Annotated in this window: 12 protein-coding genes; 1 reads left to right on the top strand and 11 read right to left on the bottom strand. The window is 67.4% G+C overall.

Features of this window, described 5'->3' with window-relative positions; all coding sequences use genetic code 11:
- Positions 1-172: 172 nt before the first annotated feature.
- The 10 genes from QM732_RS01105 to QM732_RS01060 form a co-directional block, all read right to left on the bottom strand.
- Complete coding sequence (locus QM732_RS01105; protein WP_415654374.1) at positions 173-1,141, bottom strand: tripartite tricarboxylate transporter substrate-binding protein; 969 nt, start codon at positions 1,139-1,141, stop codon at positions 173-175.
- Between the two features lie 17 nt (positions 1,142-1,158).
- Complete coding sequence (locus tag QM732_RS01100; RefSeq protein WP_415654373.1) at positions 1,159-2,394, bottom strand: phenylacetate--CoA ligase family protein; 1,236 nt, start codon at positions 2,392-2,394, stop codon at positions 1,159-1,161.
- 31 nt (positions 2,395-2,425) lie between these two features.
- On the bottom strand, positions 2,426-2,725 hold the full coding sequence (locus QM732_RS01095) for a hypothetical protein (RefSeq protein WP_415654372.1): 300 nt from the start codon (positions 2,723-2,725) through the stop codon (positions 2,426-2,428).
- Positions 2,722-3,528, bottom strand: a complete 807-nt coding sequence (locus QM732_RS01090) for an ABC transporter ATP-binding protein (RefSeq protein WP_415654371.1) — start codon at positions 3,526-3,528, stop codon at positions 2,722-2,724. Before QM732_RS01090 ends, QM732_RS01095 begins: the two co-directional genes overlap by 4 nt.
- A gap of 89 nt (positions 3,529-3,617) precedes the next feature.
- The gene (locus QM732_RS01085; protein WP_415654370.1) at positions 3,618-4,934 is read right to left on the bottom strand and encodes an ABC transporter substrate-binding protein; all 1,317 of its coding nucleotides are present in this window, start codon (positions 4,932-4,934) and stop codon (positions 3,618-3,620) included.
- 26 nt (positions 4,935-4,960) lie between these two features.
- Positions 4,961-6,025, bottom strand: coding sequence for a branched-chain amino acid ABC transporter permease (locus QM732_RS01080; RefSeq protein ID WP_415654369.1), 1,065 nt, complete (start codon positions 6,023-6,025; stop codon positions 4,961-4,963).
- Positions 6,026-6,039: 14 nt separating this feature from the next.
- Entirely contained in the window at positions 6,040-6,816 is a 777-nt protein-coding gene (locus tag QM732_RS01075; protein WP_415654368.1) for a hypothetical protein, read from the bottom strand.
- On the bottom strand, positions 6,803-7,732 hold the full coding sequence (locus QM732_RS01070; protein ID WP_415654367.1) for a branched-chain amino acid ABC transporter permease: 930 nt from the start codon (positions 7,730-7,732) through the stop codon (positions 6,803-6,805). Before QM732_RS01070 ends, QM732_RS01075 begins: the two co-directional genes overlap by 14 nt.
- Positions 7,732-8,517 carry an ABC transporter ATP-binding protein gene (locus QM732_RS01065; protein ID WP_415654366.1) on the bottom strand — a complete coding sequence of 262 codons (786 nt, stop codon included), beginning with the start codon at positions 8,515-8,517 and terminating at the stop codon, positions 7,732-7,734. The genes QM732_RS01070 and QM732_RS01065 overlap by 1 nt, the downstream gene beginning before the upstream one ends.
- Positions 8,514-10,463 carry an AMP-dependent synthetase/ligase gene (locus QM732_RS01060; RefSeq protein ID WP_415654365.1) on the bottom strand — a complete coding sequence of 650 codons (1,950 nt, stop codon included), beginning with the start codon at positions 10,461-10,463 and terminating at the stop codon, positions 8,514-8,516. Before QM732_RS01060 ends, QM732_RS01065 begins: the two co-directional genes overlap by 4 nt.
- A gap of 133 nt (positions 10,464-10,596) precedes the next feature.
- On the opposite strand from QM732_RS01060, the gene QM732_RS01055 reads away from it, so the two are divergent.
- Positions 10,597-11,337: a Crp/Fnr family transcriptional regulator gene (locus QM732_RS01055; RefSeq protein ID WP_415654364.1), complete on the top strand. Its 741-nt coding sequence runs from the start codon at positions 10,597-10,599 to the stop codon at positions 11,335-11,337.
- On the opposite strand, the gene QM732_RS01050 is transcribed toward QM732_RS01055, so the two are convergent.
- On the bottom strand, positions 11,314-12,456 hold the full coding sequence (locus tag QM732_RS01050; protein WP_415654363.1) for an NAD(P)/FAD-dependent oxidoreductase: 1,143 nt from the start codon (positions 12,454-12,456) through the stop codon (positions 11,314-11,316). The genes QM732_RS01055 and QM732_RS01050 overlap by 24 nt on opposite strands.
- Positions 12,457-12,544 lie beyond the last annotated feature (88 nt).

Below are 12,544 nucleotides of genomic sequence, written 5' to 3'. Positions count from 1 at the left end.
TAAACGTTTACATGCATTCTTTCCATGATCGACGTCCGAGTCAACAGCGTGTTTACCCGCGCGTGGCCCCGTAGAAAGAAACGCCGGCTGCACGCTGCCCGGGGGGCAACGCGCAGCCGGCGTGGTGCCGATCAAATCACCCCGAGGCGCTCAGTCTCTCGGGTGAAGCTGTTCAGTCCGCGTACTGGCCCGCAGCCTTGATGACCGGCCCGAGCTTGCCGATCTCGGCCTCGACGAACTTCTTGTGCTCGGCCGGCGCCAGGCGCGCGTCGCTGATGACGACGGCGCCCAAGGCCTCCTGGCGCTTCAGGAAGTCGGCGTCCTTCAACGCGACGCGCAGCGCGGCGTTGAGCTTGTCGATGACAGCCTTGGGCGTGCCCTTGGGCGCGTACAGGCCGTGCCAGACGGAGATGCTGAAACCCTTGACGCCGGACTCGTCGGCCGTCGGCAGCTTGGCCAGCGCCCCCACGGGCAGGCGCTTGGGCGACATCACCGCAAAGGCCTTGACCTTGCCGGCCTCGATCTGCCCGGTGGTGTTGGTGGTCTGGTCGCACATGATGTCGACCTGGTTGCCCAGCAGGTCGTTCATGGCCGGCGCGGTGCCCTTGTAGGGCACGGTCGTCATCTCGAACTTGATGGCGGCCTGGTACATCAGGCCACACAGGTGCGAGGCCGAGCCGACTCCGGCATGCGCGAGATTGACGTTGCCCTTGTGGGCGTCCAGCCACTTGGTCAGCTCAGCGTAGTTGGAGGCCGGCAGCGAGGGGCGGCCGATCAGCGTCATCGGCACTTCGTTGACCATGCCCAGGTACTCGAAGTCCTCAAGCGTCTTGTAGGGCAACGTGCGATACAGCGCCGTGGCGCTGGCGATGCCGATGTGGTGAAGCAGCACCGTGTAGCCGTCGGGCGCGGCCTTGGCCACCTTGTTGGCGCCGAGCGTGCCGCCGACGCCGCCCACGTTCTCGATGACGAGGGTGGCGCCCAACGGCTTGCGCAGCGCCTCCGCGAGATCTCGGGCGACCTTGTCGGTCGGGCCTCCGGCCGCGAAGGGCACGACGATGGTGACGGGCTTCTCGGGGTACTGGGCCAGCGCGGGCAGGCACAAGAGCAGGCCCGCGGCGAGCAACATGGAACGGCGCATCAAGACGTCTCCAACGGTTAGCGACGGTCTTCGATGAGCTTGCCGTCGTTGGGCAGGCTGCCGGACGGCAGGGCTTCCACCTCGACGCGGAGTTTGGTCAGGTCGCGCGCGGTCTGCATCAGGCTTTCCACGAAGGCTTCCGGTAAGGTTGGCGTCACCTCGATCTGCAGCACGACGTGGTCCCGGGCCAGCTCGCCGCTGATGACCAAGCGGGCGCGGCGCAGCTCGGGGTGGCGTTTCAGGACGTCCGCCACCTGGCCGGCATGCACGAACATGCCGCGCACCTTGGCCGACTGATCGGCCCGACCCAGCCAGCCGCGAAGGCGCCGGTTGGTACGGCCGCAAGGGCTGGGGCCTGGCAGCACGGCGGAGAGGTCGCCGGTGGCGAAGCGGATCAGCGGGTAGCCGGGCGACAGCGTGGTCACGACGACTTCGCCCACCTCGCCGTCGGGCAGAGGGTCACCCGAGCCGGGGCGGACGATCTCGACGATGACGCCCTCGTCGACAACCAGACCCTCGCGCGCGGCAGTCTCATAGGCAATGAGGCCGAGATCGGCGGTGGCGTAGCACTGGTAGGCGTCGACGCCATGCTCGGCAAACCAGGCCACCAGCGCCGGCGGGCAGGCCTCGCCGCTGACCAGCGCGCGCCGCAGGCCAGGCAGCGCATGCCCGCCCTCGACAGCTTTCTCCAGCAGGATGCGCAGCAGGCTGGGCGTGCCAGCATAGGCCTCGGGCTGCAGGTCCAACAGGGCTTGCAGCTGCTGCTCGGTGTTGCCTACGCCACCCGGAAAGCTGGCGGCGCCCAGCGCGCGCAGGCCGGCTTCCATCATGGCTCCTGCCGGCGTGAGGTGGTAGCTGAAGCCGACATGCGCCAACTGACCGGCGCGGACTCCAGCCGCGTGCAGGGCACGGGCGATGCGCCAGGGGTCGGGGCCGTCGGCGGCGGGCTCGGGCTCATAGAGTGGTCCTGGCGACTGGAAGATGCGCCGCGGCGTACCGGCGGCGTAGCCGCCCAGCCGCAGCGCACGCCTCGCGGCCTGGGCGAAGGCGAGGCTGCTCTTGCGGGTCAGGGGCAACGTCGCCAGAGCCGTGCGCGAGACGATGCCCGCGGCGTCGATTCCGGCCAGCAGCTCGGTGTAGGCCGGGCTGCTGGCCTGAGCATGGGCGACCTGCAGCGGCAGCGCCGCCATCAGCGCAGCCTCGCGCCGGCCCGGCTCGCGCGCCTCCAGCGCGTCGAAGAAGTCGCCGCTCATGGGTGCACCCTTGAGCGCTCCGGCACTGAGCTCATTCGTCGTCCTTCCAGCGCGTGAGCCGGCGCTTGATCTCGTCCTGCAGCTTGCGGGATTCGGAGGCTGACTTCAGCGTGTATGTGTCCCATTCCGGCGTGCGCGCGGGCCGCTTGGCCAACTGCACCTTGAGCACCCCTCCCTCCACGCTCATTTTCAACACGGCGTCAGCACCCAGCAGCCAGCCCTCGCTGCGCTCGGCCAGCACCCGCTGGTCGCGAGCGAAGCGCCTCATGGTCTGCAAGGCCGACTCCGCGTTGAAGGGCGGCGGGGCAATGTCCCAGCTGTCATCACTCATGCCAGCCATCTCTTTCTGCGTTTGTAGGACTTCACGTCCTTGAAGCTGCGCCGCCCTTCTCCACCCACGCCCAGGTAGAACTCCTTGACGTCCTCGTTCTCGCGCAGCTCGGCGGCGGCACCGTCCATGACGACGCGGCCGTTCTCCAAGATGTAGCCATAGTCGGCGTAGCGCAACGCCATGCTGGTGTTCTGCTCGGCGAGCAAGAAGGTGGTGCCCTCCTTGCCGTTGAGGTCGCGCACGATCTCGAACACCTCCTCGACGATCTGCGGCGCCAGGCCCATGGACGGCTCATCCAGCAGCACCATCTTCGGATTCGCCATCAGCGCGCGGCCAATGGCGCACATCTGCTGCTCGCCGCCGGACGTGTAGGCCGCCTGGCTGGCGCGGCGTGTCTTCAGGCGCGGGAAGTAGGTGTAGACCTTGTCCAGCGTGGCGGCCACTGCCGCCCGCCCGTCCTTGCGCGTGTAGGCGCCGGTCATCAGGTTCTCCTCGATGGTGAGGTGCGCAAAGCAGTGCCGCCCCTCCATGACCTGCACCACTCCGCGCTCCACCATTGCCGCCGTGGACAGATTCTCGATGCGCTCGCCACGCAACTCGATGCTGCCCTTGGTGACCTCGCCGCGCTCGCCCTCCAGCAGATTGGACACGGCGCGCAGCGTGGTCGTCTTGCCAGCGCCGTTGCCACCGAGCAGAGCCACGACGCTGCCCTCGCGCACCTGCAGGCTGACACCCTTGAGCACGAGGATCACGTGGTTGTAGATGACCTCGATGCCGTTGACGTTGAGTAAAAGGTCTGTCATGTCGATCTGCAAGCCCCTTCCGCCAGGCGGAAGGGGAAGGAGTGGATGCTCAACAAGCTTGGCGGGACAGCGCGGACGTGCGCAGCGGGTCAGCTCTGGCATTCCGCCGGCGTGCGGCGGGTGATCTTCTTCTCGCTCGCGTACTTGTCCGCGGCGGCCTTCACCATGGGCTTGAGAATCTGCTCGTCCGCCTGGTACCAGTCGGAGCTGAAGGCCCATTGCTTGCCGTCCCAGGTATGCACCCGCACCCAGGTCGAACCTTGGTGGTCGGTACAGCTGGTGCTGATGGGGCGGATCACGCCCGTCAGGCCGAGGGCCGCCAGCTTCTTGTCGTCCAGTGCCAGGTTCTCCAGGCCCCAGCGCACCTGCTCGCCGGTCATGACCTTGCCCTTGCCATAGCGCTCCTGCGCTCGCCGCACGGCCTCTACGCCGAGCGCCTGGATGACCAGGCCGCGCGTATACAGCACCGAGCCGACTTCGTCCTTCGGGCCTGTGCCCTGTCCTTTGCCATGCACGTACTTCAGGATGTCCTGAATGACCTTGGGCGCCTGGCCCGAGGTATTGAGGTTGAGCGCGTTGTAGCCCTTGGCCCCCTCCCCCACGTCCTTGACGTCGGGCTCGGCGCCCGACCACCAGACGCCGTACATCTTCTCGCGCGGGTAGCCGGTGGCCTGGGCCTCCTTCAGCGCGGTGGAGTTCATGACGCCCCAACCCCACAGCAACACGTAGTCGGGCCGCGCCTGACGCACCTGCAGCCAGGCCGACTTCTGCTCGACGCCTGGCGCGGTGACCGGGATCTTGATGAGCTCAAAGCCGTGCATCTTCTGGCGCTCGTCCAGCAGCGGGATGGGCTCCTTGCCGAAGGGGCTGTCGTGGTAGACCAGCGCGATCTTCTTGCCCTTGAGCTTGTCCAGACCGCCCTCCTTCTTGCCGAGGTGCTGGATCAGCGCATCGGCCGCCGTCCAGTAGCTGCCCATCAGAGGGAAGTTCCAGGCGAACACGCCGCCGTCGGCCGAGGCCGACAGCCCATAGCCCAGCGTGATCAGCGGAATCTTGTCCCCCGGCACCTTGTCGGTCAGCGCGAAGGTAATGCCGGTGGCCTGCGGGTCGAACAGCGTGGCACCCTTGCCCTTCAAGCGCTCATAGCACTCCACACCCTTGTCAGTGGCGTATCCGGTCTCGCATTCCTCGAAGGTCAGCTTGACGCCGTTGATGCCCCCGTCGCGGGCGTTGATGAGCTTGATGTAGTCCTGCTTGCCGTTGGCCCAGGGCGTGCCGTTGGGTGAATAGGGGCCCGTGCGGTAGACCAGCAGCGGGAAGAACTGCTCCTTGGCGGCCTGGGCCTGCGCGACGGGGCTGGCGAGTTGCAAAGCGGCCAGTGCCGCACAGGCGATGAGGGTCTTCATGGGGCTGTCTCCTGTCGTTGTGGGTATCAATGAGGGAAGGGCCAGAGTCTGAGCTTTTCCTTGGCGGTCGCCCAGAGCCGCGCGAGGCCGTGCGGTTCCTTGATGAGGAAGAACACGATGAGGGCGCCGAAGATCATCAGCGCAAGGTGCGAAGCGGTGGCCGTGTCCATGGGCAGCCCGGTCCAGTAGGGCAGCTTGTCGAGGACCAGGGGCAGCACGACGATGAAGGCCGCGCCGAAGAAGGCGCCGGAAATCGAGCCCAGGCCACCGATGATGACCATGAAGAGCAGGTCGAAGGAGCGGTTGATGCCGAAGGCCGCCGGCTCCCAGGATCCCAGGTGCACGAAGCCCCACAACGCGCCGGCCACGCCGATGATGAAGCTGGACACCGCGAACGCGCTGAGCTTGGCCTGCATGGGGCGGATGCCGATGACCGCCGCCGCCACATCCATGTCGCGCATGGCCATCCAGGATCGGCCGATGTGGCCGCGCACGAGGTTCTTGGTAGCCAGCGCAAAGACGACGACGATGGCCAGGCACAGCAGGTAGCGCGCTGCGGGTGACTCGACGCTCAAGCCCGCGACGTTCAGGTTGGCGACGCTGACCGAGCCCGAGGTGGAGTCGTTGGTGACCCATTTCAGCCGCAGGCAGGCCCAGTCGACGAAGAACTGCGCCGCCAGTGTCGCGACCGCCAGGTAAAGGCCCTTGATGCGCAGCGACGGCAGGCCGAAGGCCACGCCCAGCACCGTCGCGCCCAGGCCGCCGGCAAGCAGTGCGACGATCAGCGGCATGCCATCGAAGCGCGCCTGGCAGTTGTAGGCGACGTAGGCCCCCACCGCCATGAAGGCGCCCGAGCCCAGCGAGATCTGGCCGCAATAGCCCACCAGCACGTTCAGGCCCAGCGCAGCCAGGGACAGGATCAGGAAGGGAATGAGGATCGCGCGCAGCAGGTATTCGCTGGCCAGCAGGGGCACGACGATGAAGGCCACGCCCAGCAGCAGTGCCATCGCGACGCGATCCTGACGTATCGGCAGGATCTGGCTGTCCGCCGGGTAGTTGGTCTTGAACTGGCCGTTTTCGCGGTAGAGCATGGGCGCCTCGGGGCTCAGGGCAAGGGGTCGGAGATGCGCCGGTACACGGCCTTGTTGTGCGCGGCGAGGTGGTAGCGGTCGGTGTGGGCCCGCAGCTCCTCCCCCACGAGCGTGAATACGTCGCGGCCTTCGGCGACCTGCAAGGCCAGGGCGCCATAGCTGATCTGCACCTGCTGCACTTGCACCGGGCGCTTCAACTCGCGCTGGGCGGCGACCGTGGCGCGGCATTCGGCATCCACGTCCAGCACCCACAGCCAGTTGCGCCCGCGGGTGCCGAACACCCAGTCACCCTGCCACAGACCCACGTAGGCCGCACAGGCCGCCGGCACCTGCGGCCCGGGTGGACTGATGTAGCGCAGCCCGCCCGGCGGCGAACCATCGGCACCGGGCGGCAGGCGGGTCAGGCGTACCGGCCGGACAACGCCATCGGCGTTGGCCCACTCGCCGCGAAAATCGCCCTCGGGCGACTGGCGGACGTCCACTCTTGCGCCCAGCGGCGTGACAAAGCGCAGGCCGAGGCCGCCCTCCCCCTCTGCGACTTGGACGACCTGTGGCACCAACCGCTGCCCCGCCCACCCTATCTGGGCCTTGAGGCGGACCGGCGCGCCCGGTTCATGCTCGACGGCCACGATGCGCAGCAGCCGGCGCTTCGCATCACCTTCGACGTCAATCGCCCAGCTGGCCACCAGTGGATCGGCCGCGGCCAGCTTCATGCCAGCCAGGAGCAACAGCGGGCCGATGCGCCAACGCCAGCGCACACGCCGCGCGGGGGAGCCTCTAGACGCGGTCAATGATCTTCTCCCCGAACAGCCCCTGAGGCCTGACCAGCAGCACGACCAGAACCAGCACATAGCCGAACCAGTACTCGATGCCGCCGCCCAGGTGCGGCCCGAGATAGGCCTCCGACAGCTTCTCCCCTACGCCGATCAACAGCCCGCCGACGATGGCACCGGGCACGCTGGTCAGTCCGCCCAGGATGACCACGGGCAGCGCCTTCAAGGCGACGAGGGACAGCGAGAACTGCACGCCCAGCTTGCTGCCCCAGATCATGCCGGCCACCAGCGCGACGAAGCCCGCCACGCTCCAGACGATGACCCAGATGCGCGACAGCGGAATGCCGATGCTCTGCGCGGCCTGATGGTCGTCAGCCACGGCACGCAGCGCGCGACCCGTGGCGGTCTTCTGGAAGAACAGGCTCAGGCCCGCCACCAGCGCAGCCGCGATCAGCGCGGCGTAGAGGTCTTCCTTGCTGACGAGGATGCCCCCCTCGAAGGTTTGCTCCAGCAAGAACATCGGATCCTTGGGCAGGCCGATGTCGATCTTGTAGATGTCGTTGCCGAACAGCATCTGGCCCGCACCTTCAAGCAAGTAGGCGATGCCCAAGGTGGCCATCAGCAGCGTGACGCCTTCCTGGTTGACGAGCCTGGACAGCGCCAGTCGCTCGACCAGCCAGGCGACGACCACCATCACCGCCAGCGCGCCGGCGAAGGCCAGTGCGTTGACAAGCAGCTTGCCGTCCAGGCCCGTGAGCGCAGGCAGCCATTCAGCGAAGCGCGCCATCGCCAGTGCCGCAAACAACACCATGGCCCCCTGCGCGAAATTGAACACGCCGCTGGCCTTGAAGATCAGCACGAAGCCGAGCGCGATCAGCGAATACAGCATGCCGGACATGAGCCCGCCAATCAGGGTTTCGAGAAACGGTCCCATCAGTGCCCTGCTCCCAGGTAGGCGCGGATCACGTCTGCGTTGGCCCGGACATCGTCCGGCGCGCCGTCGCCGATCTTCTTGCCATAGTCCAGCACGACGACGCGGTCCGAGATGTCCATGACGACGCCCATGTCGTGCTCGATCAGCACGATGGTGGTGCCGAACTCATCGTTGACGTCGAGGATGAAGCGGCACATGTCCTGCTTCTCTTCGACGTTCATGCCGGCCATCGGCTCGTCCAGCAGCAGCAGGCTGGGCTCCATGGCCAGCGCCCGGCCCAGGTCCACGCGCTTTTGCAGGCCATAGGGCAGGCGGCCCACCGGCGTCTTGCGGTGCGCCTGGATCTCCAGAAAGTCGATGATGCGCTCCACGGCCGCACGCTGCTCGGTTTCCTCGCGCCGCGCAGGCCCCAGGTGCAGGGCCTGCCAGAACAGGCCGCGCTTCATGCGCAGGTTGCGTCCGGTCATGATGTTGTCCAGCACGCTCATGCCCTTGAAAAGGGCCAGGTTCTGGAAGGTCCGCGCCACGCCCATCTCGGCGACTTGGCGCGGGCTCATGCCCTTGAAGGTTCTGCCGCGCAGCGTGATGGCGCCCTGCTGGGGCTGGTAGACGCCGTTGATGCAGTTCAGCATCGAGCTCTTGCCAGCCCCGTTGGGCCCGATGATGGCTCTCACCTCGTGCTCACGCACGTCGAAGCTGATGTCCGTCAGCGCCTTCACGCCGCCAAAGGCCAGCGAGATGTTCTTCACGTCGAGGATGACGTCGCCGATGCGTTTCTTGCTCATGCGGCCTGGCCCTTCACGGCCGGGAACGTGCGCGCCTCGACGATGCGCAGGTCCGCTGACACCAGGGCCGTGCGGCCATCCTCGAACTTCACCTGGGTCTCGATGTACTGCGAGACCTTGCCGTCGTACAGCGCGGCGATCAGCACGCCGTATTTCTCCGCGATGGCGCCGCGCCGCACCTTGCGCGTGCGCGTCAGCTCGCCGTCGTCTGCATCCAGCTCCTTGTGCAGCACCAGGAATCGGCTGATCTGGCTGCCGGCCAGCAACTCGTCCTGTGCCAGGTCGGCGTTGACCTTCTCGATGCAGTCGAGGATGAGCTGGTAGACCTCCGCCCGGCCGGCCAGGTCGGTGTAGCCGGCATAGGGCAGGTTGCGGCGCTCGGCCCAATTGCCCACGGCCTCGAAGTCGATGTTGATGAAGGCGCAGACCTTCTCGCGACCATCGCCGAAGCAGACTGCTTCCTTGATGTGGGGGAAGAACTTGAGCTTGTTCTCGACGTACTTGGGCGCAAACATCGCGCCATCAAACGCCCCCCCTTGAAGCCGCCCCACGTCCTTGGCGCGGTCGATGATCTTCAGGTGCCCACCGGGCGTCAGGAAGCCGGCGTCCCCGGTGTGGTACCAGCCGTCCGCGGTCAGCGCCTCGCGCGTGGCGGCCTCGTTCTTGTAGTAGCCCTTGAGCAGGCCCGGGGAGCGAACCAGCAGCTCGCCGCCCTCGCCGAGGACGATCTCCACGCCTTCGATGGGCACGCCCACCGTGTCGGCGCGGGCCTCGTGGTCGGGCTGCAGGCAGACGAAGACGGCCGTCTCGGTCGAGCCGTAGAGCTGCTTCAGATTGATGCCAATGGCGCGATAGAAGCTGAAGAGGTCCGGTCCGATGGCCTCGCCCGCCGTGTAGGCCACACGCACGCGCGAGAAGCCCAGCGTGTTGCGCAGCGGCCCGTAAATGAGGATGTCGCCAAGGGCGTACGCAACGCGGTCCAGCAGGCCTACGGGCTGGCCGTCCATCAGCCGGGTGCCGACGCGGCGGGCCAGCTTCATGCAGCGGTCGAACAGCCAGCGCTTCGGGGCGGCAGCATCCTCCATGCGGATCATGACCGTGGTCAGCAGCCCCTCGAAGACGCGAGGTGGCGCGAAGTAGTAGGTCGGGCCGACCTCCTTCAGGTCGATACTGACCGTCGATGCGGACTCGGGGCAGTTGACGACATAGCCGACTGCCAGCCACTGGGCAAAGCTGAAGATGTTCTGGCCAATCCAGGCCGGCGGCAGATAGGCCAGCACTTCCTCATGCTCGGTCAGCCTGTCGAAGCGCTGGCCAGCCCGGGCACGGTCGATCAGCGAGGCGTGGGTGTGGATGACACCCTTGGGATTGCCCGTCGTTCCCGACGTGAAGAACAGCGCCGCCACGTCGCCCGGCTGCCCGGCCGCAACTTCTGACTCGAACAGGTCGGGGCGTCCGGCGGTGTACTCACGCCCCTGCGCAGCCAGTTCGTCCAGCGAGGCCAGGCCCGGCTCGTCGTAGTTGCGCAATCCGCGCGGATCGTCGAACCAGATGCGCCTGAGCTGGGGCACCTGCTCGCGCAGCTCCAGCAGCTTGTCGACCTGCTCCTGGTCCTCGACGACGGCGAAGGCGACCTCGGCGTTGTTAAGCGGGAAGACGAACTCCGCGGCAACGGCGTCCTGGTAGAGCGGCACCGGCACGGCTCCCAGGGACTGCGCAGCCAGCATGCTGGCATAGAGCCTGGGGCGGTTCTCGCCGACGACGACGACATGCTCGCCGCGGCGCAGCCCGGCAGCCGCCAGCCCAAGGGCCAGCTCCCGCACCATTGTCGCGAGCTGCGCCCAGGACAGGGTCTGCCAGACGCCGTAGGCCTTCTCGCGCAGCGCTGGCGCGTCGGGCCGGCGAGCGGCGTGGTCGAGCAAGAGCCGAGGGAAGGTGTCCACCAAGCTGTCTCCGTTGCGGGGGCTAGTAGCCCCTGTCTGTGAGCTCATTCTGATCAGGACTTTGACGCCAATCTGTCGGTGCGACGACAATTTAGGGGTCTTCACGGCCCAGACTTTCCCGCCCCTGCCGCTCACCATGGCCGAAGCCCCCCTGAGCCTGCGCCAGCGCGCCCGGCGTCCGACATCGGTCGAGCTGGCGGCCATCCCCTGGCTGAAGCTGCTCGACACTCCGCAGCGCGAGAGCGCAATCGCGGCGCTGGCGGTGGCCGACGCCGAGCCGGGGGAGCGGCTGTGCCGCATCGGCCGGCCCGCCAATTTCTGGTTTGGCGTCGTCGATGGCCTGCTGAAGATGAACAACGACGACTCGACCGGCCAGGCCGTCACCTTCACCGGCATCCCGCCGGGCGGCTGGTTCGGCGAGGGCACGCTGCTCAAGCGCGAGAGTTACCGCTACAACATCCAGGCGCTGCGGCCCAGCGTCGTCGCGGGCCTGCCGCTGGACAGCTTCCATGCGCTGCTGGACGGCAGCATCGCCTTCAACCGCTTCGTGCTGGACCAGCTGAACGAGCGGTTGGGCCAGTTCATCGCCGCGCGCGAGACCGACCGCATCCACGATCCAGACGTCCGCGTTGCGCGCAATCTGGCCGCCCTCTTCCACCCGCTGCTGTACCCGGGCGTGGGGAACTGGCTGCGCATCACGCAGCAGGAGCTGGGCTATCTGGTGGGGCTGTCGCGCCAGCGCGTGAACCAGGCACTGCATCGGCTGGGCAGCGCCGGGCTGATCCGCATCGAGTACGGCGGACTGAGGGTGCTGGACCTGCAGGGCCTCAGGCGCTTTCAGCCCGAGGCCGGCTCAGGGCCTGAAGCGCCGGGGTGAAAGCTGCCCGGACGTGATGCCCAGGTCGGCGAGGTCCTGAGGCAGTTCCCGGCGCAGCGCAAGGGCGGCCGCGGCACGTCCCAGCGCCGGCGAGGTCTGTATGCCATAACCGCCCTGCCCCGCGCACCAGAAGAAGCCCGGCGCCACTGCGTCGAAGCCCACCACGGGCGAGCGATCTGGGCTGAACACGCGCAGCCCCGCCCAGCTGTGGCGCACACGGCGCACCGGCCGGCCCGTCAAGGTCTCGAAGCGGTCCACAGCGATGGCCACGTCCAGTTCCTCGGGTTGCGCATCGCAGGGAGGGCTGGGCGTCTCGTCGGCGGCCGAGATCAGCAGCAGTCCCGCATCGGGCTTGAAATACTGGCTCTCGTCGATGGCCACCACCGCCGGCCACGCCGAGGCATCCACGCCATCCGGCAGGTCAATGAGAACGGCTGTGCGGCGTAGCGGCTGCAGCGGCACCGGCGCGACGCCGGCCAGCGCGGCCACACCGTCGGCCCACGCGCCCGCGGCATTGATGACGACACCGGCACGAAAGCTGCCAGCGCCCGTGTTGGCGAGCCAGTTCGAACCCTCGCGCTCCAGCGACTGCAGGCCGGCCCCCAGATGCAGCTCGGCGCCAGCGGCGCGCGCCGCGCGCAGGAAGCCCTGGTGCAGCAGGTGCACGTCGATGTCCGCTGAAGTCACGTCGAGCAGCGCGCCAGCCACCCGGTCACGCTGCAGCAAAGGCACGCGCGCGAGCACGTCGTCCACACACAGGGTGATCGTCCGCTCGCGCACATCGGCGTCTGCCGTAAAGCCCGCGACGAGATCCAACTGCCCGGCACCGACGAGGAAAAGCGTGGGCCGTTCGCGCAGCAGGGCCTCCTTGACCATGCCCTGAGATGGCGTCAGGAAGTAGCCGCGGCTGGCCCGCGTCAGCGCGCGGATGGTCGCGTTGCCATAGAGGGCGGAGTACAGCGCCGCGGATCGGCCGGTGGAGTGGTAACCCGCATGAGGCTCGGCCTCCAGCACGGCCACACTCGCGTCGCCCGCGAGCGAGGCGGCCACCGAGGCGCCGGCGATCCCGGCACCGATGACGATGCAATCCACGTTCTTCGTCATTGTCTGTTGGCCCATGGCTTGCATAATTTTCCAAAACAGAAAATAAATGTACCATCACGAAAAACGTTGGGCAATGGCGAAATCGGCGACTCCGGCGCCGTTC

It is taken from the genome of Roseateles sp. (genome assembly GCF_047654805.1).
In the GTDB taxonomy this organism is placed as follows: Bacteria; Pseudomonadota; Gammaproteobacteria; order Burkholderiales; family Burkholderiaceae_C; genus Pelomonas.
This window is presented reverse-complemented; position numbering and strand designations above follow the sequence as displayed.